General features: G+C 59.9%; 23 protein-coding genes. 9 read left to right on the top strand and 14 right to left on the bottom strand.

The features are described from left to right. Nucleotides 1-131 precede the first annotated feature (131 nt). Nucleotides 132-839, bottom strand: a complete 708-nt coding sequence (locus PSH96_RS06475) for a tellurite resistance TerB family protein (RefSeq protein ID WP_305458293.1) — start codon at nucleotides 837-839, stop codon at nucleotides 132-134. Nucleotides 840-1,143: 304 nt separating this feature from the next. Between PSH96_RS06475 and PSH96_RS06470 the strand changes: the two genes are divergently transcribed. Further along, entirely contained in the window at nucleotides 1,144-2,769 is a 1,626-nt protein-coding gene (locus tag PSH96_RS06470; RefSeq protein WP_305458291.1) for a glucan biosynthesis protein D, read from the top strand. Between the two features lie 51 nt (nucleotides 2,770-2,820). Here the strand turns inward: PSH96_RS06470 and PSH96_RS06465 are convergent, their stop codons facing one another. From PSH96_RS06465 to PSH96_RS06450, 4 genes are all read right to left on the bottom strand, one after another. Beyond that, nucleotides 2,821-3,006 (bottom strand): hypothetical protein, encoded by a 186-nt coding sequence (locus PSH96_RS06465; protein ID WP_305458289.1) that lies wholly within the window; start codon nucleotides 3,004-3,006, stop codon nucleotides 2,821-2,823. Between the two features lie 336 nt (nucleotides 3,007-3,342). Then, on the bottom strand, nucleotides 3,343-4,449 hold the full coding sequence (locus PSH96_RS06460; RefSeq protein ID WP_305458287.1) for an NADH:flavin oxidoreductase/NADH oxidase: 1,107 nt from the start codon (nucleotides 4,447-4,449) through the stop codon (nucleotides 3,343-3,345). Between the two features lie 127 nt (nucleotides 4,450-4,576). Next, nucleotides 4,577-6,478, bottom strand: coding sequence for a potassium transporter Kup (locus PSH96_RS06455; RefSeq protein WP_305458285.1), 1,902 nt, complete (start codon nucleotides 6,476-6,478; stop codon nucleotides 4,577-4,579). Between the two features lie 153 nt (nucleotides 6,479-6,631). Further along, on the bottom strand, nucleotides 6,632-7,729 hold the full coding sequence (locus tag PSH96_RS06450) for an acyltransferase (RefSeq protein WP_305458283.1): 1,098 nt from the start codon (nucleotides 7,727-7,729) through the stop codon (nucleotides 6,632-6,634). Nucleotides 7,730-7,983: 254 nt separating this feature from the next. Here PSH96_RS06450 and rimO point away from each other — a divergent pair, with 254 nt between their 5' ends. The 5 genes from rimO to tsaA all read left to right on the top strand — a co-directional run bounded on the left by rimO (nucleotide 7,984) and on the right by tsaA (nucleotide 12,054). Continuing rightward, a complete protein-coding gene (gene rimO / locus PSH96_RS06445; RefSeq protein WP_058421640.1) occupies nucleotides 7,984-9,324 on the top strand; it encodes a 30S ribosomal protein S12 methylthiotransferase RimO in 1,341 nt (446 codons plus the stop codon). 100 nt (nucleotides 9,325-9,424) lie between these two features. Next, nucleotides 9,425-9,892: a GNAT family N-acetyltransferase gene (locus PSH96_RS06440; protein ID WP_305458281.1), complete on the top strand. Its 468-nt coding sequence runs from the start codon at nucleotides 9,425-9,427 to the stop codon at nucleotides 9,890-9,892. Between the two features lie 221 nt (nucleotides 9,893-10,113). Then, the gene (locus PSH96_RS06435) at nucleotides 10,114-10,824 is read left to right on the top strand and encodes an rRNA pseudouridine synthase (RefSeq protein WP_058421638.1); all 711 of its coding nucleotides are present in this window, start codon (nucleotides 10,114-10,116) and stop codon (nucleotides 10,822-10,824) included. A 69-nt stretch (nucleotides 10,825-10,893) separates the two neighbouring features. Then, nucleotides 10,894-11,355 (top strand): DUF1456 family protein, encoded by a 462-nt coding sequence (locus PSH96_RS06430; protein ID WP_056857589.1) that lies wholly within the window; start codon nucleotides 10,894-10,896, stop codon nucleotides 11,353-11,355. Nucleotides 11,356-11,358: 3 nt separating this feature from the next. Continuing rightward, the gene (gene tsaA / locus PSH96_RS06425) at nucleotides 11,359-12,054 is read left to right on the top strand and encodes a tRNA (N6-threonylcarbamoyladenosine(37)-N6)-methyltransferase TrmO (protein WP_305458277.1); all 696 of its coding nucleotides are present in this window, start codon (nucleotides 11,359-11,361) and stop codon (nucleotides 12,052-12,054) included. A 66-nt stretch (nucleotides 12,055-12,120) separates the two neighbouring features. Here tsaA and fpr read toward each other — a convergent pair whose 3' ends face one another. After that, on the bottom strand, nucleotides 12,121-12,900 hold the full coding sequence (fpr, locus tag PSH96_RS06420) for a ferredoxin-NADP reductase (RefSeq protein WP_003189055.1): 780 nt from the start codon (nucleotides 12,898-12,900) through the stop codon (nucleotides 12,121-12,123). Between the two features lie 124 nt (nucleotides 12,901-13,024). Between fpr and PSH96_RS06415 the strand changes: the two genes are divergently transcribed. Continuing rightward, complete coding sequence (locus PSH96_RS06415) at nucleotides 13,025-13,951, top strand: LysR family transcriptional regulator (RefSeq protein WP_026013711.1); 927 nt, start codon at nucleotides 13,025-13,027, stop codon at nucleotides 13,949-13,951. A 3-nt stretch (nucleotides 13,952-13,954) separates the two neighbouring features. On the opposite strand, the gene PSH96_RS06410 is transcribed toward PSH96_RS06415, so the two are convergent. From PSH96_RS06410 to PSH96_RS06400, 3 genes are all read right to left on the bottom strand, one after another. Beyond that, nucleotides 13,955-14,317 (bottom strand): diacylglycerol kinase, encoded by a 363-nt coding sequence (locus PSH96_RS06410; RefSeq protein WP_017137081.1) that lies wholly within the window; start codon nucleotides 14,315-14,317, stop codon nucleotides 13,955-13,957. A gap of 75 nt (nucleotides 14,318-14,392) precedes the next feature. Then, complete coding sequence (gene erdR / locus PSH96_RS06405; protein WP_056857592.1) at nucleotides 14,393-15,043, bottom strand: response regulator transcription factor ErdR; 651 nt, start codon at nucleotides 15,041-15,043, stop codon at nucleotides 14,393-14,395. Between the two features lie 252 nt (nucleotides 15,044-15,295). Continuing rightward, nucleotides 15,296-16,015 carry a tRNA-uridine aminocarboxypropyltransferase gene (locus PSH96_RS06400; RefSeq protein WP_305458274.1) on the bottom strand — a complete coding sequence of 240 codons (720 nt, stop codon included), beginning with the start codon at nucleotides 16,013-16,015 and terminating at the stop codon, nucleotides 15,296-15,298. A gap of 178 nt (nucleotides 16,016-16,193) precedes the next feature. Here PSH96_RS06400 and PSH96_RS06395 point away from each other — a divergent pair, with 178 nt between their 5' ends. Both PSH96_RS06395 and PSH96_RS06390 read left to right on the top strand, forming a co-directional pair. Further along, nucleotides 16,194-16,634: a PA3611 family quorum-sensing-regulated virulence factor gene (locus tag PSH96_RS06395; RefSeq protein WP_017137078.1), complete on the top strand. Its 441-nt coding sequence runs from the start codon at nucleotides 16,194-16,196 to the stop codon at nucleotides 16,632-16,634. Between the two features lie 379 nt (nucleotides 16,635-17,013). Continuing rightward, nucleotides 17,014-18,126, top strand: a complete 1,113-nt coding sequence (locus PSH96_RS06390; protein ID WP_305458272.1) for a TIGR00730 family Rossman fold protein — start codon at nucleotides 17,014-17,016, stop codon at nucleotides 18,124-18,126. Between the two features lie 204 nt (nucleotides 18,127-18,330). Here PSH96_RS06390 and recX read toward each other — a convergent pair whose 3' ends face one another. From recX to PSH96_RS06365, 5 genes are all read right to left on the bottom strand, one after another. Beyond that, nucleotides 18,331-18,798 (bottom strand): recombination regulator RecX, encoded by a 468-nt coding sequence (gene recX / locus PSH96_RS06385; protein WP_003189043.1) that lies wholly within the window; start codon nucleotides 18,796-18,798, stop codon nucleotides 18,331-18,333. Nucleotides 18,799-18,806: 8 nt separating this feature from the next. After that, nucleotides 18,807-19,865, bottom strand: coding sequence for a recombinase RecA (gene recA / locus PSH96_RS06380; protein ID WP_017137075.1), 1,059 nt, complete (start codon nucleotides 19,863-19,865; stop codon nucleotides 18,807-18,809). An 83-nt stretch (nucleotides 19,866-19,948) separates the two neighbouring features. Then, complete coding sequence (locus PSH96_RS06375; RefSeq protein ID WP_236370656.1) at nucleotides 19,949-20,449, bottom strand: CinA family protein; 501 nt, start codon at nucleotides 20,447-20,449, stop codon at nucleotides 19,949-19,951. Between the two features lie 108 nt (nucleotides 20,450-20,557). Beyond that, nucleotides 20,558-21,109, bottom strand: a complete 552-nt coding sequence (locus PSH96_RS06370; protein WP_305458269.1) for a glycoside hydrolase family 19 protein — start codon at nucleotides 21,107-21,109, stop codon at nucleotides 20,558-20,560. 132 nt (nucleotides 21,110-21,241) lie between these two features. Continuing rightward, complete coding sequence (locus tag PSH96_RS06365) at nucleotides 21,242-21,772, bottom strand: hypothetical protein (protein ID WP_305458267.1); 531 nt, start codon at nucleotides 21,770-21,772, stop codon at nucleotides 21,242-21,244. Nucleotides 21,773-21,777: the final 5 nt, after the last annotated feature.

Below are 21,777 nucleotides of genomic sequence, written 5' to 3'. Positions count from 1 at the left end.
GAGCGGGTGCCCGCATTAATCAACAGGTTTTGATGTAGCGCTCACAGAACGCAAAAACACGGCGCAGGTGACGCAGAGCGTCACGGGCTACGCTCCCACGCAGAGCGTGGGAGCGATCATTGAGCCGGGACTTATTGGTTAAGCCGTACCTGTTTTTCCAGCTCGGCCTTTAAGCCGGGCTCAAGTTTGAGTTGGCGGGCCAGCTCGTCCAGGTAGGCTTTTTCCATGAAGTTTTCTTCGTCCACCAGCATCACGCTGGCGATGTACATCTCGGCGGCCATTTCCGGGGTGCTCGCTGCCCGCGCCACATCGGCGGGATCCAGAGGCTTGTTCAGCTCGGCGTGCAGCCAGTTTTGCAGTTCACGGTCGTTATCCAGCTTGGTGAATTCGCCCTCGATCAGCGCACGCTCACGCTCGTCTACATGCCCGTCGGCTTTGGCGGCAGCGACCAGCGCCTTGAGAATGCCCTGGCTGTGTTGCTCGACCTGGGCCGGCGGCAGGCGGTCGATGGTTTGCGGCTCGCCTTGGGGCGCGCCGGCCTGCTGCGCCTGCCAGTTGCCGTAGGCCTTGTAGGCGATCACGCCGAGCGCCGCCAGCCCGCCATAGGTGAGCGCCTTGCCGCCGAATTTGCGCGCTTTTTTATTCCCCAGCAACAGGCCCATCGCACCCGCCGCCAGGGCGCCGCCGCCCGCACCGCCGAGCAAACTGCCGAGCCCGCCGCCACCGAGCAAGCCGCCAAGGGCGCTTTTGTCGTCCGATTTGCGTTGCCCGCCTGCTTTGTTTTGCAACATGTCCTGGCCGGATTTGAGCAACTGATCGAGCAATCCACGGGTATTCATGCGTAGCCTCCAGACACTTGGGTTCGTAGGACCAATAGGCCCCCAGCGTAAAACTAAGTGCCAAAAAGCCACGATCTAGAGTGCTTCCAGATGTAACGCCGACAGCACAAGCTGGAAACGTCTTGTTTCACATGCAACGCCATCACCCCGCCATCAATCAATTTTCCTTCTGCATCGAACCGCTTAAGCTATCCGGCGTCTGTTTATTGTCCGTTGTGTTTGGTCGAAGGCATGTCCGAACCGTTATTTCTGATCCGTTACGTGCCAGGAACGGCGCGGGATTTGCTCACGACAGGTTGTCTCTATGCACCGCAGGAATTTGCTCAAAGCGTCCATGGCCATTGCGGCTTACACCGGTTTGTCGGCCAGCGGCCTGCTGGCCGCGCAGGCCTGGGCCGGGAACCGTGCCGCCGATGGCAAGGCCGTGGCGTTCGACTTCGAAACGCTCAAGGCCCAGGCCAAGCAGCTCGCCGCCACCGCGTATAAAGACACCAAACAGGTGCTGCCGCCGACACTGGCAACCATGACCCCACAGAATTTCAATGCCATTGGCTACGACGGCAACCATTCGCTGTGGAAGGAACTGAACGGCCAGCTTGACGTGCAATTCTTCCACGTCGGCATGGGCTTCAAGACGCCCGTGCGCATGCACAGCGTCGACCCCAAGACCCGCGAAGCCCGCGAGGTGCATTTCCGCCCTTCGCTGTTCAACTATGCCAAGACCACGGTGGACACCAAACAGCTGACCGGCGACCTGGGGTTCTCCGGCTTCAAGCTGTTCAAGGCGCCGGAACTGGATCGCCATGACGTGCTGTCGTTTCTCGGCGCCAGCTACTTCCGTGCGGTGGACGCATCCGGCCAGTACGGCCTCTCCGCACGCGGCCTGGCGATCGATACCTACGCGAAAAAACGCGAAGAATTCCCCGATTTCACACAGTTCTGGTTCGAAACCCCAAGCAAGGACGCCACGCGCTTTGTGGTTTACGCCCTGCTCGACTCGCCGAGCGCCACTGGCGCCTACCGTTTTGACATCGACTGCCAGGCCAGCCAGGTGGTCATGGCCATCGACGCGCACATCAATGCGCGCACCGCCATCGAACAACTGGGCATCGCGCCCATGACCAGCATGTTCAGCTGCGGCACCCACGAACGGCGGATGTGCGACACCATCCACCCGCAAATCCACGACTCGGACCGTCTGGCTATGTGGCGTGGCAACGGCGAGTGGATCTGCCGCCCGCTGAACAACCCGGCCAAGCTGCAATTCAACGCTTTTGCCGACACCGACCCGAAAGGCTTCGGCCTGGTGCAGACCGACCATGAGTTCGCCAGCTACCAGGACACCGTGGACTGGTACAGCAAGCGTCCAAGCCTGTGGGTGGAACCGACCACCGCCTGGGGCGAAGGCTCGATCGACCTGCTGGAAATCCCCACCACCGGCGAAACCCTGGACAACATCGTGGCCTTCTGGACCCCGAAAAAGCCCGTGGCCGCCGGCGAATCACTCAACTATGGCTACAAGCTGTACTGGAGCGCACTGCCGCCGGTAAGCACACCGCTGGCGCAAGTGGATGCCACCCGTTCCGGCATGGGCGGTTTTACCGAAGGCTGGGCACCGGGCGAGCATTACCCCGACGTGTGGGCGCGCCGCTTTGCCGTGGATTTCAAGGGTGGCGGCCTGGATCGCCTGCCGGCCGGCACTGGAATCGAGCCGGTGGTGACCTGCTCCCACGGTGAAGTCAAAGACTTCAGCGTGCTGGTGCTGGACAACATCAAGGGCTATCGCATTCTGTTCGATTGGTACCCGACCAGCGACAGCGTAGAGCCGGTGGAGCTGCGGCTGTTTATCCGCACTCAGGACCGCACCTTGAGTGAAACCTGGCTGTATCAGTACTTCCCGCCGGCACCGGACCAGCGCAAGTACAGCTGATACGCGCCAGTAGAGCGTTCCCACGCGAGCGTGGGAACGAGCTTATGCCGGTTAAAACCGCGACACGCTCTTCATTGCGCCGATCAAGTAGCGCATCGCCACCTGATCGTTTTCGGTGAGGGCGCGATACTGCGCCAGCAACTCCACCTCATCCGAACTCAACCTTCGCCCCCGCAAGGACATCTGGCGACTCAAAAAAGACGCCACCGCACCCGCTACGCCATAAGACTTGGTCATGGACCGTTACTCCTGATATCAGTCAATTACTCCTGGTGCCCATTCCCAACACTCATGAAGCGCAGTGGCTTCAAGGGCAAACAGCCTGACTCCCTGGGCCAGAAATCACACTTACCCTAAGCGTAGAAACAATCTCGTGACGTGTGGGATTTTTTTAGAGTATTCACTTAAAAAATTACTTCGGTAACAAATACCTACAACCCTTTCGCACGCAGCGACCGCTAAAGGTGGATATCGTGAAGCTCTTGCGCATACAGCTGCGGATCAGGCTTGCGTTAAACGCGGGCAACAAAAAACCCACCGAGTTGGGTGGGTTTGTTGAACGCAGGCGCGGGTTCAATCCCTCAGGTCAGACTCATGAATCGGCTGATCACGGTGAGTCGCCCGCTGGTACTGCGCAGGCCAGATGGCTTTGCGCCCGCCCAGGTCATCGTCGGCGTGCAGCGGCCAGTAAGGGTCACGCAACAGCTCACGGGCGAGGAAGATGATGTCGGCCTGGCAGGTGCGCAGGATATGTTCGGCCTGGGCCGGTTCGGTGATCATGCCCACCGTGCCGGTGGCGATACCCGACTCTTTGCGCACACGCTCGGCAAACCGCGTCTGGTAGCCGGGGCCGGTGGGAATCTCGGCGTTGGCGGCGGTGCCACCGGAGGACACATCGATCAGGTCCACGCCCAGGTCTTTGAGGCGGCGCGCCAGCTCCACGGTCTCATCGGGGTTCCAGCCGTCTTCGACCCAATCGGTGGCCGACACCCGCACAAACAGCGGCAGCTCCTCGGGCCAGACGGCGCGCACGGCTTTGGTGACTTCGAGCACCAGGCGGATACGGTTTTCAAACGAGCCGCCGTAGTGGTCCTGACGCTGGTTGCTGATCGGCGAAAGGAATTGATGCAACAGGTAACCGTGAGCGGCGTGGATTTCCACCACTTCGAAACCGGCGGTCAGCGCACGCTTGGCGGCGGCGACAAAGTCGGCAATCACCTGCTGGATCTGCCCTTCATCGAGTGGCTTGGGTTGCATGTGGTTCGGGTCAAAGGCAATCGGCGAGGGGCCCACCGGCACCCAGCCGCCGTCTTCCGGCTTGACGCTGCCGTGCTTGCCGATCCACGGCCGGTGAGTGCTGGCCTTGCGCCCGGCATGCGCCAGTTGGATGCCCGCCACCGCGCCTTGGGCGGCAATAAAGCGGGTGATGCGTTGCAACGGTTCGATCTGCGCGTCGTTCCACAGGCCCAGGTCCTGGGCGGTGATGCGGCCATCGGCGGTGACGGCGGTGGCTTCGGTAAAAATCAGCCCGGCGCCACCGACGGCGCGGCTGCCCAGGTGCACCAGGTGCCAGTCATTGGCCAGGCCATCGTCGGACGAGTATTGGCACATCGGCGAGACGGCGATGCGGTTAAGCAGGGTCAATTGACGGAGGGTGTAGGGTTCGAGCAGCTGACTCATGGCGCACCTCTTCTGGGTTCTGTGGGCACTATTCAAACAGTGCTTAGAGCCTAGTCGACAACGCTGGATTGCACAGGGTTCAGAAAGGAAAGCGGGAGCCGAATGCCGGCTCCCGTGTTGCAAGAGATTACATCTCGACCTGGGTGCCCAGCTCGATCACCCGGTTTACCGGGAGTTTGAAGAAGCGCAGGTTGCCGTTGGCGTTTTTCAACATGAACGCAAACAGCGCTTCGCGCCAGCGCGCCATGCCTTTGATTCGCGAGGCGATCACGGTTTCGCGGCTGAGGAAGTAGGTGGTGCGCATCGGGCTGAAGTCCAGTTCGTCCAGATGGCACAGCTTCAGGGCTTCGGGCACGTCCGGCTCATCGGCAAACCCAAAATGCAGGATGACCCGGAAGAAGCCTTCGCCATAGGCATCGACCTCGAAACGCCGCGTGACCGGCACGCGAGGAATGTCCTCGTAGACCACCGTTAACAGCACCACCTGCTCGTGCAACACCTGGTTATGCAGCAGGTTGTGCAACAGCGCGTGGGGCACGGCGTCCGGCCGCGCGGTGAGGAACACCGCCGTGCCCTGTACGCGGTGAGGCGGCTGCACGCGGATGCTGCTGATAAAGATCGGCAACGGCAGGCCGCCTTCGTCGAGGCGCTCGACCAGCAACTGCTTGCCGCGCTTCCAGGTGGTCATCAGCACAAACAGCACAATCCCTGCGAGCACCGGGAAGGCGCCGCCCTGGATGATCTTCGGCACGTTGGCGGCAAAGTACAGGCCATCGACCAACAGGCAGCAGACCAGCACCGGCACCGCCAGGATCGGTGGCCACTTCCACAGCAGCAGCATGACTGCCGACACCAGGATGGTGGTCATCAGCATGGTCCCGGTCACCGCCACGCCGTAGGCCGAAGCCAGTGCGTTGGAGGACTCGAAGCCAAGCACCAGCAGGATCACACCGACCATCAGCGCCCAGTTCACCGCACCGATGTAGATCTGGCCCTGCTCGGCGCTGGAGGTGTGCTGGATATGCATGCGTGGGATGTAGCCCAACTGGATCGCCTGGCGCGTCAACGAGAACGCGCCGGAAATCACCGCCTGGGAGGCAATCACCGTGGCCAGGGTGGACAACACCACCAGCGGGATCAGCGCCCAACTCGGCGCCAGCAGGTAGAACGGGTTGCGCGCAGCTTCCGGGTCGCCTAGCAGCATGGCGCCCTGGCCGAAATAATTGAGCACCAGCGCCGGCAACACCAGGATGAACCAGGCGCGGGCAATGGGTTTGCGGCCGAAGTGGCCCATGTCGGCATACAGCGCCTCGGCGCCGGTCAGTGCCAGCACCACGGCGCCGAGGATCGCCACGCCAATGCCTGGGTGGGCCTCGAAGAACCGCACGGCCCAAATCGGGTTCATCGCGCTGAGCACTTCAGGGTGCAAGGTGATGCCATAGATCCCAAGGCCGCCCAGCACCAGGAACCAGGTAACCATCACCGGCCCGAACAGCTTGCCGATGCGGTCGGTGCCGTGTTTCTGGATCAGGAACAGCGCCACCAGCACCACCAGTGCAATCGGCACGACCCATTTTTCCAGGCCATCGAACGCCAATTCCAGGCCTTCAATGGCCGACAACACCGAAATCGCCGGGGTGATCATGCTGTCGCCGTAGAACAGCGCCGCACCGCACAGCCCGCACACCACCAGGAAACTGCGCAGGCGCTTGCGCGTGCCTGCCGCCCGCCTTGCCAGTGCCGTCAGCGCCATGATGCCGCCCTCGCCCTGGTTGTCGGCGCGCAGCACGAACAGCATGTATTTGATCGATACGACCCAAATCAGCGACCAGAAGATCAGCGCCAGGATACCCAGCACGCCATCATGGTTGACCTGCACACCGTAACCACCGGTAAACACTTCTTTAAGGGTATAGAGCGGGCTGGTACCGATATCGCCGTAAACCACCCCGACCGCCGCCACCAGCATGCCAATCGGCTTTGCATTGGAATGCTCGGCACCTGCCGCCTGACTATTTGCCTGACCCATCAACCACTCCTGCCCTTTGACCTGAGGTCTTTATAAACAACGCGCCTAAGCTGACCCTAGCATGCGCTGTTTTACTTCTCGTAACAGACGTTTTATTGACCCCGGGGTTTCACCCCTGCGCAACGGCGCGAAGCATAGCGCAAAGGGTGATGATTAGTGAGCGACTGACTGAGCACTCACGCGCCCTGCCCGGCATCGAGAAAGACGCTGAGTCAAAGGACGCTCTACAAACCTGTAGCTCATGTACCCAACAGCAAGCACCACCGGCAGGGATATCGCCCAGAACACCACAGAGGCCAAAAGCCCACCTTCAGCACTGCCAAAGGCCACCCAGAGTCGACCGCACACGCTCAGCGTAAGGATATGCGACAGATAAAGTGAGTAAGACATGTCACCCAGTGACGTGAGTACGCCGGGCACCCGCCATTGAGACTTGAACTCCTGCAGCGCCAACGCCAGCAACAATAAGGTATAGCCACCGCCCACGATCAGTGCGCGTTGCAGAGAGATGGACTGGATGACGTCCGACCCATCGACGGTCCCCGACGCCAGCGCATAAGCCAGTAGGCCAACACCGACCAGGCCGACGAGAGCGCCAGGCAAGCGCCACTGGAAAGCCCCATCGACCACCTTCAAATACAGCAGGCCGGCCAGCGCGCCGAGGATGAACTCAATGGAAAACTCGTGCTTGATTACCCGTAGATAGGGGTTGGCCGGGCTCGTATACAGGACCGAGGCAGCAAGGATGGCGCAAAGCCAGGCAACGAATACCAACGGCATCCATCGTCGTGGCAGCAGCAAAATGAGCGCGAACACCAGGTAAAACCAGACTTCGTGGATCAACGACCAGGCCACCATGACCAGTGGCAGATTGGCGTCCGGCAACAGCAGGAACGAATTCAGCAGACTGACTTCGCCGGCCTGGGAGCTGTTGACCATGCCGGGCTTGAGCAGGAACACCAGCATCACCGCAAAAAAATACACCCAATACACCGGATAGATTCGTAGGAAGCGGCCTTTAAGGAAGCCGAGCACTTCACCCCGCGCACCGAACTTATTGGCCGACGCCAACACCATCACGAAGCCGCTGATAACAAAGAACAAATCCACACCGGTTTGTCCGAACACAAACATGTCCGGTAGCCAGGTAGCACCAGCAACGTACTTTGCATTGATAAAAAGTGAGTGAAAGGCAATGACTGCGAGCGCAGCCAGTCCTCTGGCCGCCTGCAATGCGGAAATTTTGTGCACGGGATTAGGTCCTTGACGTAAGTGCTATTGAGCGCGCGCATAGTGAGAGAACCACTATCCGCTTGCAAGCCGCACTGTGGCAGGCATGATCACGCTTTGCGCCATGCCGCACTCGTCGCATTTCCCCGCATAAAGCTGGTCAAGCGCGCTGCCCGCCGATAGAATTGCGCACTTTTTGATCAGAGGCGCACCAAGCGCCCGTCTACCGCCGTGTCGTGCCCGACTGGCGGCGTCATTCAATACCGAGGTTAGACATGTCCACCACCATCGCAAAAGCCAACCCCAAGGTCGGCTTTGTATCCCTGGGTTGCCCGAAGGCTCTGGTCGACTCCGAGCGCATCCTTACGCAACTGCGTATGGAAGGCTATGACGTTGTGTCCACCTACCAGGACGCCGACGTGGTGGTGGTCAACACCTGCGGCTTCATCGACTCGGCCAAGGCTGAATCCCTGGAAGTGATTGGCGAAGCCATCAAGGAAAACGGCAAGGTCATCGTCACCGGCTGCATGGGCGTGGAAGAAGGCAATATCCGCAACGTGCACCCAAGCGTGCTGGCCGTGACCGGCCCGCAGCAGTACGAGCAGGTGGTCAATGCCGTGCACCAGGTGGTACCGCCGCGTCAGGACCACAACCCGCTGATCGACCTGGTGCCGCCGCAAGGCATCAAGCTGACGCCGCGTCACTACGCGTATCTGAAGATTTCCGAAGGCTGCAACCACAGCTGCAGCTTCTGCATCATCCCGTCGATGCGCGGCAAGCTGGTCAGCCGCCCGGTGGGCGATGTACTTGACGAGGCCCAGCGCCTGGTCAAATCCGGCGTTAAAGAGCTGTTGGTGATCTCCCAGGACACCAGCGCCTATGGCGTCGACGTGAAATACCGCACCGGTTTCTGGAACGGCGCGCCGGTGAAAACCCGCATGACCGAACTGTGTGAAGCCTTGAGCAGCCTGGGCGTGTGGGTGCGCCTGCACTACGTTTACCCGTACCCGCACGTCGACGAGCTGATCCCGTTGATGGCCGCCGGCAAGATCCTGCCGTACCTGGACATCCCGTTCCAGCACGCCAGCCCGAAAGTCCTCAAGGCCATGAAACGCCCGGCCTTTGAAGACAAGACCCTGGCGCGCATCAAGAACTGGCGCGAGATCTGCCCGGAGCTGATCATCCGTTCGACCTTTATCGTCGGCTTCCCTGGCGAAACCGAAGAAGACTTCCAGTACCTGCTGGACTGGCTGACCGAAGCGCAACTGGATCGCGTCGGTTGCTTCCAGTACTCGCCGGTGGAAGGCGCTCCAGCCAACCTGCTGGATGCGGCCATCGTGCCGGACGACGTCAAGCAGGAGCGTTGGGAGCGTTTCATGGCGCACCAACAGGCCATCAGCTCAGCGCGCCTGCAACTGCGCATCGGCAAGGAAATCGAAGTGCTGATTGATGAAGTCGACGAGCAAGGCGCAGTGGGCCGTTGCTTCTTCGACGCGCCGGAAATCGACGGTAACGTGTTTATCGACGATGCCAGCGGTTTGAAGCCGGGCGACAAAGTCTGGTGCACCGTGACGGATGCCGACGAGTACGACTTGTGGGCTGAAAAGCGCGACTGATCAAAAAAACCTTAAAAGCCCCGCCTCTGAACAAGATGCGGGGCTTTTTTAGGTCTATCGTTTGCCCATCAGCGCCGATCATCGGCAAGGGGCAGCGGGCATGCGTCAGCATTCGGTTATCCACACACCTAAAACCAGCGACTACGCGCAATTGGCGCAAATCTGGGAAGACTCCGCGCGAGCGACCCATGACTTCCTGCCGGACAGCTACATCGTGCTGCTCAAAGAGCTGGTGCTGACGCGCTACCTGGACGCGGTGATGCTGATCTGCACCAAGGACGCGCGCCAGCGCATCACCGGGTTTGCCGGGGTGGCAGCGGGCAAGGTCGAGATGCTGTTTATCGACCCGCAATACCGTGGCCAGGGCTTGGGTCGGCAATTGCTGGGTTATGCGATCGAGCACCTGAATGCCGATGCGCTGGACGTTAATGAGCAAAACCCGCAGGCCCTGGGGTTTTACTTCAAGCAGGGTTTCGAGGTGGTCGGACGTGCCGAGCATGATGGCCTTGGCCAGCCGTACCCGCTGCTGCATATGCGCTTGCGCCAACAGCAACGGCGCAGTGGCTGACACAACACAGCGCCAATGTGGGAGCGGGCTTGTGTGGGAGCTGGCTTGCCTGCGATGGCATCACCTCGATTCCAAATGCACGACCGAGGTGTCTGCATCGCGGGCAAGCCCGGCTCCCACACAAGCCAGCGCCCACAAAAAGCCACCGTGCTGAAATGGGTCCGGGATTAACCGCGCCCACACAGGTACAATAGCCGCCCCATTTTGCTACGGCCCTTGTCATGACTGACCCCATACGCCTCTCCAAACGCCTTATCGAACTGGTCGGTTGCTCCCGTCGGGAGGCTGAGCTGTTTATCGAAGGCGGCTGGGTCTCGGTGGACGGTGAAGTGATCGACGAACCGCAATTCAAGGTCACCACCCAGAAGGTCGAGCTGGACCCAGAGGCTAAAGCCACTGTGCCGGAACCCGTGACCATCCTGTTGCACGCCCCGGTGGGCGTGGATGTGGAAACGGCGATGGCCTCGATCAGCGCCGAGACGCTGTCCGAAGAGCACCGTTTCAGCAAGCGCCCGCTCAAGGGCCACTTCCTGCGCCTGACCGCCAGCGCCGACCTGCAGGCCAAGGCCAGCGGCCTGCTGGTGTTTACCCAGGACTGGAAGATTCTGCGCAAGTTGACCGCCGATGCCGCCAAGATCGAGCAGGAATACGTGGTGGAGGTCGAGGGCGACATGGTTGCCCACGGCCTCAACCGCCTGAACCACGGCCTGACCTACAAAGGCAAAGAGCTGCCGGCCGTCAAAGCCAGCTGGCAGAACGAAAACCGTCTGCGCTTTGCGCTGAAAAACCCGCAGCCGGGCGTAATCGCCCTGTTTTGCGAAGCGGTCGGCCTGAAAGTCATCGCCATCCGTCGCATCCGCATTGGCGGCGTGTCCATCGGCAAAGTGCCGGTCGGCCAATGGCGTTACCTGTCCGGCAAAGAAAAGTTCTAAGCCGCTCCCCTTTTCCCGGCACCGGCAACTTAGCGCGGTGCCCTCAGTTGAATACCAGGATTGCCCACCATGATTCACAACGACGTATTGCGCAGCGTGCGCTACATGCTCGACATCAGCGACAACAAGATGGTCGAGATCATCAAGCTCGGCGGCATGGACGTCACCAAGGAAGACCTGCTGACCTACCTCAAGAAAGACGAGGAAGAAGGTTTTGTGTTCTGCCCGGACGACGTCATGGCGCACTTCCTTGATGGCCTGGTGATCTTCAAGCGTGGCAAGGACGACAGCCGTCCGCCGCAGCCGATCGAAACTCCGGTGACCAACAACATCATCCTCAAGAAGCTGCGCGTGGCCTTCGAACTCAAGGAAGACGACATGCACGCCATCCTCAAGGCGGCTGAGTTCCCGGTGTCCAAGCCTGAGCTGAGCGCGCTGTTCCGCAAGTTCGGCCACACCAACTACCGCACCTGTGGCGACCAGTTGCTGCGCAACTTCCTCAAGGGCCTGACCCTGCGGGTTCGTGCGTAAGCCATGAACTACTCGGTCTCGCCTGTCGGTTTCGTGCGCTCCTGCTTCAAGGAGAAGTTCGCCATCCCGCGCCAGCCGCAGTTGGCGCCGGCCGCCCGTGGCGTGCTGGAGCTGGTGGCGCCGTTCGACCAGGGTGAGGCGGTGCAGGGTCTGGAGCAGGTCAGCCACGTGTGGCTGCTGTTTTTGTTCCACCAGGCCCTGGAAGACAAGCCGCGCCTCAAGGTGCGGCCGCCGCGCCTGGGCGGCAACGCCTCAATGGGCGTGTTTGCCACCCGTGCGACACACCGGCCCAATGGCATTGGCCAGTCGGTGGTGAAGCTGGATAAGGTCGAGCCAGGCCGCTTGTGGGTGTCCGGGATCGATTTGCTCGATGGCACGCCGGTGTTGGATATCAAGCCCTACGTGCCGTACGCGGACATCATTGACACTGCCACCAATGATATTGCCAGCAGTGCGCCGCAGTTGATTCCCGTGCAGTGGCTGAAGGCCGCCCTGTTGCAGGCGCAAGGCCATGCACAGCGCCTTGATGAGCCGCTGGTGGCGTTGATCGAGCAGTGTTTGGCCCAGGACCCACGGCCGGCGTATCAGACGCCAGGGCCTGAGCGCGAATACGGCGCGCAGTTCTGGGATGTGGATGTGCGCTGGCACTATCCAGAGGCGGGTGTCATCTGTGTGCTGGAAGTGGTACCGGCCAAGTAAACGCCGAAAACAACTGTGGGAGCCAGCTCCCACACAAGCCGGCTCCCACATTTTTTTGAGCAGTGTTTACTTCTCGACAAACGCGCGCTCGATCAAGTAATCACCCGGCTCACGCATACGTGGCGAAACTTTCAGGCCGAAGCTGTTCAGCACTTCGCTGGTCTCGTCCAACATGCTCGGGCTGCCGCACAGCATGGCGCGGTCGTCCTCGGGGTTGATCGGCGGCAGGCCGATGTCGCTGAACAGCTTGCCGCTGCGCATCAGGTCGGTCAGGCGGCCTTCGTTTTCGAATGGCTCGCGGGTCACGGTCGGGTAGTAGATCAACTTGTCACGCAGCGCCTCGCCGAAGAATTCGTTCTGCGGCAGGTGCTCGGTGATGAATTCGCGGTAAGCGACTTCGTTGACGTAACGCACGCCGTGGCACAGGATCACTTTTTCGAAGCGCTCGTAGGTTTCCGGGTCCTGGATCACGCTCATGAACGGCGCCAGGCCGGTGCCGGTGCTGAGCAGGTACAGATGTTTGCCCGGCTTCAAATCGTCAAGCACCAGGGTGCCTGTCGGTTTTTTGCTGATGATGATCTCGTCGCCTTCCTTCAAGTGCTGCAATTGGGAAGTCAGCGGGCCATCGGGCACCTTGATGCTGAAGAACTCCAGATGCTCTTCCCAGTTCGGGCTGGCAATGGAGTAAGCGCGCATGAGTGGGCGGCCGTTGGGCTGTTGCAGGCCGATCATCACGAACTGACCGTTCTCGAAGCGCAGGCCCGGATCGCGGGTGCACTTGAAGCTGAACAGCGTGTCGTTCCAGTGATGAACACTGAGGACACGTTCGTGGTTCATGTTGCTCATGTACGGGGAACTCCTGGAAATGGGTCTGCGCCAAAGGTGAGATGCGCAATTGCACAGCATTCTAATGGCGGCGACAATATCTGTTAACTGGATTATTAAGATAAGGGTTATCGGTTATATAGATATGCGATTTACTCTACGTCAACTGCAAGTCTTCGTCGCCGTCGCCCAGCAGGAAAGCGTCTCACGCGCTGCTGGCCTTCTGGCCTTATCTCAATCCGCCGCCAGCACCTCGATCACCGAGCTGGAGCGTCAATCCAGCTGCCAATTATTCGACCGCGCGGGCAAACGCCTGAGCCTCAACGCCCTTGGCCATCAGCTATTGCCCCAGGCCGTGGCCCTGCTGGACCAGGCCAAGGAGATTGAAGACCTGCTCAACGGCAAGTCCGGCTTTGGCTCCCTGGCGGTCGGCGCCACCCTGACCATCGGCAATTACCTGGCGACCCTGCTGATCGGCAGTTTCATGCAGCAGCACCCCGAGAGCCAGGTGAAGCTGCATGTGCAGAATACTGCCAATATCGTGCACCAAGTGGCGCATTACGAAATTGACCTGGGTCTAATCGAAGGTGACTGCAGCCACCCGGACATCGAGGTACAAACCTGGGTCGAGGATGAGTTGGTGGTGTTCTGTGCGCCGCAGCATCACTTGGCCAAGCGCGGTGTGGCGACCATGGAAGAGCTGACCCATGAAGCATGGATCCTGCGCGAACAGGGCTCGGGCACGCGCCTGACCTTTGACCAGGCCATGCGCCATCACCGCAGCGCGCTGAATATCCGCCTGGAGCTGGAACACACCGAGGCGATCAAGCGTGCAGTGGAGTCAGGGTTGGGGATTGGCTGTATTTCCCGGCTGGCGCTACGCGATGCGTTCCGGCGTGGCAGTTTGGTGCCGGTGGAAACCCCGGACCTGGACCTGGCCCGGCAGTTTTACTTCATCTGGCATAAACAGAAGTACCAGACCTCGGCGATGCGCGAGTTTCTGGAACTGTGCCGCGCGTTCACCGCCGGGGTTCAGCGCAGCGACGAGATCGTGCTGCCAAACATTGCCTGAGGCTTAGATCAGGATCACGGCCCACACCAGGGTAATCATGGTCAGCGCTACGAATTGCGCGGCGCTGCCCATGTCCTTGGCGTTTTTCGACAGCGGGTGGCGGTCGAGGGAAATCCGGTCGATAGCCGCTTCCACTGCCGAGTTGAGCAACTCAACGATCAAGGCCAGCAAGCAGACCGCGATGAGCAAGGCGCGCTCGACCCGACTGACGTGCAGGAAGAAGCTCAGCGGAATCAGGATCACGTTCAGCAATACCAACTGACGGAATGCCGCCTCGCCGGTGAAAGCTGCGCGCAGGCCATCCAGGGAATAGCCCCCTGCGTTGAAGATACGTTTGATACCGGTTTGACCCTTGAAAGGCGACATAGATGTAGGCAACTGAACCAAAGAAGTGGGGAAACTAGATCACGCAAAGTCAAAAAAGCGTGAATCGGGCACAGCTTAATGCTGCGAAATTGACTCAAGTTGTTGCAAGAGCAGCGCCGCCTGAGTGCGTGTGCGCACGCCGAGCTTGCGGAAGATCGCCGTCACGTGGGCCTTGATGGTCGCTTCCGACACACTCAGCTCATAGGCAATCTGCTTGTTCAACAAGCCTTCGCAGACCATGGTCAACACCCGAAATTGCTGAGGCGTCAGGCTGGCGAGGCCATCACGGGCCGCTTTGGCTTCGTCGGACACGTTGATTTCTTCAAACGCTTGCGGCGGCCACGACACATCGCCGTCCAGCACCTTGCGCACGGCGTTCTGGATATCTTCCATGGCGCTCGACTTGGGAATGAAGCCACTGGCGCCAAACTCCTTGGAGCGCACCACCACATCGGCGTCTTCCTGGGCCGAAACCATGACTACCGGGATCTGCGGGTACTGCCCGCGCAACAGCACCAGCCCCGAGAAGCCGTAGGCACCCGGCATGTTCAGGTCGAGCAGCACCAGGTCCCAGTCGGATTTTTCGTTGAGGCGGGCTTCCAGTTCGGCAATGCTGGCCACTTCGACCAGGTTCACGTCAGGGCCAAGGCCCAAGGTAACGGCCTGATGCAGCGCACTGCGAAACAGCGGATGGTCATCGGCTATCAGGATTTCGTATGTGGCCATTGATTAAATGATCCTGTTTTTTATGGGAGCCCTGATGGGTTCAGGGTTCGCCAGTACACAAGGCGACGGCCAGGCAGCCATCGCCACAGGGCACACTCAGCATCAAAAACACCTGAAACGACACTGAAAAGTCACGGTTACGCCCCAATCGGCGCCCAGCATGCCCAGCGTAGCCTGGGGGGTCAAGCACTACGCCCATGGGCATTTTAGCCGGTTGCGGGTTTACGGTGCCATCATGCAAACGTCGTCTGGTTATACCGCGGGGATATAAGGCGCAAGCCGCGCGTGCACGCTGTCCGCAGGGTCCACCGGTAATAGGAATTTAGCGGCCAGGTAATGCGTGCTGAACACATCGAGGTAGGCGTCCAGCACTTCACTGGCTGCTGCGTCGCCGGCCAGTTCCAGGCACAGCGCCGCCACTTCGGCGGTACAGAAATGATCATCGCGCTTGGACCGGCGCAGCTTGTAGCGTGACAACTGTTCAGGCGCCAGGCTCAACACCGGTAAGTGTTCCAGGTATGGGCTTTTGCGGAACATCTTGCGCGCCTCGCTCCAAGTGCCATCCAGCAGAATGAACAGCGGGCGCTTGCCGTCTTGCACCCTCACCTCACTGCACACTCGCTCAGGCGCCACGAATTCGCCCGGAAACACGATATACGGTTGCCATTGCGGGTCGGCCAACAGGGTCAGCAACTCAGGGGCCACTTCTGTGCGCGACCAGGCGAACGCGGTGGTGTCGTCGATCACATCGGCGATCAGCCAGCCGGTGTTGCTGGGCTTCATCGGTTCCACGTCATGCATCAACAGGCACATGGCCGAGCGGGCCTGCACTGTTGGGCGCCAGGCGCACAGGCAGTACTCGGGAATCACCCGGCAACCGGGGCAACGTTCGGCACGCGAACCCCGGTTGAGAAACGGCCGGACGGCGCGCGCCAGGCGCTGGGTACGCAAGCGGGAGACGGCGTGGCTCATCGGGCGCACTGCGAGCAGAGGTCAATCGACACAGAAAAAACTCGAACAAGACTAAGTGGCCGCAGTTTACCAGCGATACGCCTGGCTGTAGTGGCAAGCGGTCCCCTATAATTGCGTGCCACTGAACGCACAGCGCAGTGGCTGGTCTATGCACCAGTAACCGAATCAGGAGAGTTTCATGCTGCGTTCCATGCTGCGCCTTGTTGCCCCATCCGTCGCCCTTGCGCTGGTCCTGCCCATGGGCGCCCACGCGGCGTCGTTGCTGGAGGCCCAAATGAACAGGAAGCTGCAAAGCGTCGCGGCCGAGAGCAACAAAGACCTGCCCCGGGAAATCGATGCAAAGACCCTGGAAGTGGCCTACACCGTTGAAGGCATGCAACTGATTGATCATCTCAGTGTGCTACCTGACCGCGCCGAACAGATGCGCGCCAACCCCAAGGCTGTGTATTTCCAGCTGGGTCAAAGCGTATGCCTGAACAAAGGCTATCGCGAGCTGATGGCCAAGGGCGCCGTGATGCGCTATGAAATCACCGAGAACAAGACCAACCGCCCGGTAGCATCGGTCAAGTTTGTGGAAGCCGATTGCCCGGCACCGGCGGCTGCCAAGAAGAAAAAGTAAACCGCGGCTCGATCTCTGTGCGCGACTGTCCAGTGGCGCACACCTCCCCCGCTGCAATTGCCCGGCAACGACTAAACTGCGTGATGAGTGACCAATAAGCGGTTGCCAGCCATGGGTTTTTCGGCTCATGATCAAGCCATCCCGGCAGCCCATCTACTGCGTTTTTCACGCCGTTCTGTAACATTCTCAGGGCAAAAGAGGGTTGCCCTCCTGCGACTTGCAGTGCAAAGGTTTCCAAATCACAAGGAACATACAGAGCCCGTTTTGCCGCCTGGCGAACACCGTGCAACGCCTGGGGCGTGCAGCGACACATGCAGTGTCGTGGCCGCGGACGAATCTCTCGCCGATGGCCCAGGTTCTGTGAAGAAGGAGAAGTTGAATGCCTTACGAACCGAATGACCGCCTGCTCCGTCATTTTGAAACAAACGGCGCTGACCTCACCCAGCAGGTCGACGCACAACTCCAGTTGGTCGCTCCCAACAGCCCGAACATCCCCCTTTATCGCGATATGATCCTCACCGTGCTGCGCATGGCGCAGGACGACCGCAACCGCTGGAACGCCAAAATCACCTTGCAGGCGATCCGCGAGTTGGAGAATGCCTTCCGCGTACTGGAACAGTTCAAGGGCCGCCGTAAGGTGACCGTGTTCGGCTCGGCACGCACGCCGCTCGAAAGCCCGTTGTACGCCCTGGCCCGGGAAGTCGGCGCACTGCTGGCACAATCGGACCTAATGGTGATCACCGGCGGCGGCGGCGGCATCATGGCTGCCGCCCACGAAGGGGCTGGCCTGGAGCACAGCCTGGGTTTCAACATCACCCTGCCATTTGAACAGCACGCCAACCCGACCATTGATGGCACCGACAACCTGCTGTCTTTCCACTTTTTCTTTACTCGCAAACTGTTCTTCGTCAAGGAAGCCGATGCGTTGGTGCTGTGCCCAGGCGGTTTCGGCACCCTGGACGAAGCGCTGGAAGTCCTGACCCTGATCCAGACCGGCAAGAGCCCGCTGGTGCCGGTGGTGCTGCTGGATGCCCCCGGTGGCGGTTTCTGGCAAGGCGCGCTGGACTTCATCCGCAACCAGCTGGAGGCCAATCGCTATATCCTGCCCACCGACCTCAAGCTGGTTCGCCTGGTCTACAGCGCTGAAGAAGCGGTGGCGGAGATCAACCAGTTCTATGCCAACTTCCACTCTACGCGTTGGTTGAAGCGTGAGTTTGTGGTGCGCATGAACCACCGGCTCAGTGAGCGGGCCTTGGCCCATTTGCAGACAGAGTTCGCCAGCCTGCGCCTGAGTGGTGAGTTTCAGCAGCTTGCTTACACAGGCGAGGAACACGATGAGCCCAGGTTCAGCCATTTGACCCGCCTGGTGTTCAACTTCAATGGCCGTGATCAGGGCCGCCTGCGGGAATTGGTGGACTACATCAATTTGCCGGAGAACTGGGCCCAGGCTCAGGGGAAGACACAGCAACGCGTGGCGCCGGAGCCGGCGTGATTTTTTAGGCAAAAAAAAAGGCCCACTACTGTCGTAGTGGGCCTTTTGTTTTATCGGGATTTGGCACCCCGACAACCAACCCAATCCAATGTGGGAGTTGGCTTGCCTGCGATTGCGGTTTACCAGCTAGCTTATAGGTTGCCGCCCCACTGCTATCGCAGGCAAGCCAGCTCCCACATTTGGATGTTTCATCAGCCTGAAGACTCAATCGTCCATGTCTCGACCGCTGAGTAGCCGGCTGATCATGTCCATCGAAAACCCACGATAACTCAGGAAGCGGCCCTGCTTTGCACGTTCACGGGCATCAATCGGCAGATGGCCGGCAAACTTGCGCCGCCAGGTTTCTTCCAACTGCGACTGCCAACTGATACCGCACTCACGCAGGGCAAGGTCGATATCGGCACGTTGAAGGCCACGCTGGCTCAGCTCTTCACGAATTCGCGCTGGGCCGTAGCCGGAGCGCGCACGGTAGGAGACAAAGCTTTCAAGGTAACGGGCTTCGGAAAGCAGCCCCTCTTCCGTCAAACGGTCCAGGGCTGTTTCGATCATCTCGGGCTCTGCACCGCGCTGACGCAGTTTACGCGTCAGCTCGACTCGACCATGCTCGCGGCGAGCGAGCAGGTCCATCGCGGTACGCCGAACGGCGACGAGTGTATCCAGTACCACAGTCATCGCTTGCTTCAGATGTCAGTGTCGACTTCTTCAACTTCTTCAACCGGCTCGCGGTTGGCAGCAGCTTTCACGTCTGGTGCTGGGGTCAGCAGCTTGTCGCGAATCTGCTTCTCAAGCGTGGCGGCGATATCCGGGTTGTCCGCCAGGAACTTGGCCGAGTTGGCCTTGCCCTGACCGATCTTGCTGCCGTTGTAGGCATACCAGGCACCGGACTTCTCGACGAAACCGTGCAGTACGCCCAGGTCGATCATCTCGCCGTTCAGGTAGATACCCTTACCGTAGAGGATCTGGAACTCAGCCTGACGGAATGGCGGAGCCACCTTGTTCTTCACGACTTTAACGCGGGTTTCGCTACCCACCACCTCGTCACCTTCCTTCACCGCGCCGGTACGGCGGATGTCCAGACGGACCGAAGCGTAGAACTTCAGCGCGTTACCACCGGTGGTGGTTTCCGGGCTGCCGAACATCACGCCGATCTTCATGCGGATCTGGTTGATGAAGATCACCAGGCAGTTGGCGTTCTTGATGTTACCGGTGATTTTACGCAGCGCCTGGGACATCAGACGGGCTTGCAGGCCCACGTGCATGTCGCCCATTTCGCCTTCAATTTCAGCTTTCGGTACCAGGGCAGCCACGGAGTCGACCACGATCACGTCGATGGCGTTGGAGCGCACCAGCATGTCGGTGATTTCCAGGGCTTGCTCACCGGTGTCCGGCTGGGAAACCAGCAGGTCGTCAACGTTGACGCCCAGCTTGCCGGCGTATTCAGGGTCCAGGGCGTGCTCGGCGTCGACGAACGCACAGGTGGCGCCCATTTTTTGCGCCTGGGCAATCACCGACAGGGTCAGGGTGGTTTTACCGGAAGATTCAGGGCCGTAGATTTCAACGATACGGCCTTTTGGCAGGCCGCCAATGCCGAGTGCGATGTCCAGACCCAGAGAGCCAGTGGAAATAGCCGGGATCGCCTGACGGTCGTGATCGCCCATACGCATTACGGCACCCTTGCCGAATTGACGTTCGATCTGACCCAGGGCCGCAGCCAAGGCTTTCTTCTTGTTGTCGTCCATTAAAGTCCTCACGTAATCAATAAGGCCTGACGGCCAACACCTGTATAAGTAGACAGTATTGTTCCACAAAGATCCGGGATCGCCTACCCCTGATTTTCGATTTCTGCTGCAGCTCGTCGCAACAAGCCCTCCAGTGCGGCCTTTACCGTTTGTCGGCGGACCTCGTCGCGGTTACCGGGGAAGTGCGCCAGCTCGGCCGTCACCTCATCGCCCACGCCAAACGCCAGCCATACGGTGCCCACCGGTTTGTCCGGTGAACCGCCGTCCGGCCCCGCCACACCGCTGACCGCCACGGCAAAACGCGACAGGCTTTTTTCCTGCGCACCGCGCACCATCGCTTCCACGACTTCCTGGCTGACCGCGCCGACCTTGGCGAACAACGCCTCCGGTACGCCCAGCTGCCGGGTCTTCTGCCGATTGGAGTAAGTGACATACCCGGCCTCGAACCACGCCGAACTGCCCGGAATACGCGTGATGGCTTCGGCGATACCGCCACCGGTGCACGACTCGGCAGTGGTGACGTGGGCATTGAGTACCTGCAAACGGCGACCCAGTTCAGCGGCCAGTTGAGTGATTTCCTTCACGGTCGTCTCCAGGAATGGGCGGGGGTTTGCCTACCCTACAGGAGCCTATCGGCCATGCAAGTTGCAGAGTGCATCAAGACACTAATGGCCGACGGCGCGCACCCTGCCTCAGGAAACGCCCAATATCGCCTTCGCCCGCGCCCAGAGCTGCAAACGATCGTCCAGGCCATTCAGGCCACCATTGATGCGCCGTGTGATAGTGGTGAACTGGTCTTTGTCAGCGAGTTCGTTCAAACCATTGCTCTGCCAGAACCATGCAGCGGACGCACACGCCCATTGCGGCTGCTCCAGCAGTTGCGGTTGCTGCAACAGGCGGTCGTCGCCGAACAACGCCTGGCTGCAGGCCAGGTAATTGCGCCGCCCGGTAATCTGGATAAGGCCCCTGCCCCGGTACCTCTGGCCATCGCCATCGGCTTGCGGGGTGTTACCCAAACGCGCGGCCAGGGTGCCGGTGTCGTATTTGCTGAGGTATTGATCACTGCCCAGTTCACGCACATAGCGCAACTGGCCGGATTCGTGGCCGACTTGGGCGAGAAAGGCTGCCATGCGTTTGCAAGTAGTGATTTGGTAAAGACTCATTGCAGCATTCAGCGTCTGGATGAATACGCAGGCTCGAGGGCCCGCACTTGGCATGATTGCCTGCAGTTGCGTCACTAACATGACACACACTCCTTGGGCCGTAACGCGCCATGCCTGGCGCACATACGAAAAAAGGGCCTCGATCAATATCGAGGCCCTGAACAGGTGAACAGCTGCAAAGAGGCCCCGTAGATTCACGAGGCCTCCTATTGCTCAGAAGATGTTATTGAACGTCCAGTCCTTAACGTGCCACTGATTCGGCCCCTTGTTGGTGCCAGTGTCATAAATCAATTTGCCAGGGCGTGGCTCGGCCACCGGCGTAAAACCGAATCGAGCCCACATAGGCACACCATCTACAGTCACGACGTTTCCGTCATCCTGCACCTGGAGGTAGCAGCGATCTGCTTGCCCTTTTTGATTCTTGACCGGAACCCAGCTGTTCAGCGCAATCCAGGTGCGGCTGTTCACGCGGTCAACCAGGATAGCGCCGCCTTGCATGTAGAAGCAGGTGACCAGATCCGTATTCGGCCTGCTGTCCACATAGGTGTAAGGCACGCTGCTATCAGCCACCCAGATTGGCACACCGTTATCATAGAGCCGCAGATTCCCGTCAGCCTCCAGGATCAGCTTGTACTGCTTGCTTGGAGACTCGAGATACTGCCCAACGAGCATGAAGTTGCGGGGAGGCAGCACCGAGCTGCCATTTTGAGTAAACGGGACAATACGAAAACCACTGCTGGACATGTTAT

The sequence above is a fragment of the Pseudomonas sp. FP2338 genome (assembly GCF_030687515.1).
GTDB lineage: Bacteria > Pseudomonadota > Gammaproteobacteria > Pseudomonadales > Pseudomonadaceae > Aquipseudomonas > Aquipseudomonas salomonii.
This window is presented reverse-complemented; position numbering and strand designations above follow the sequence as displayed.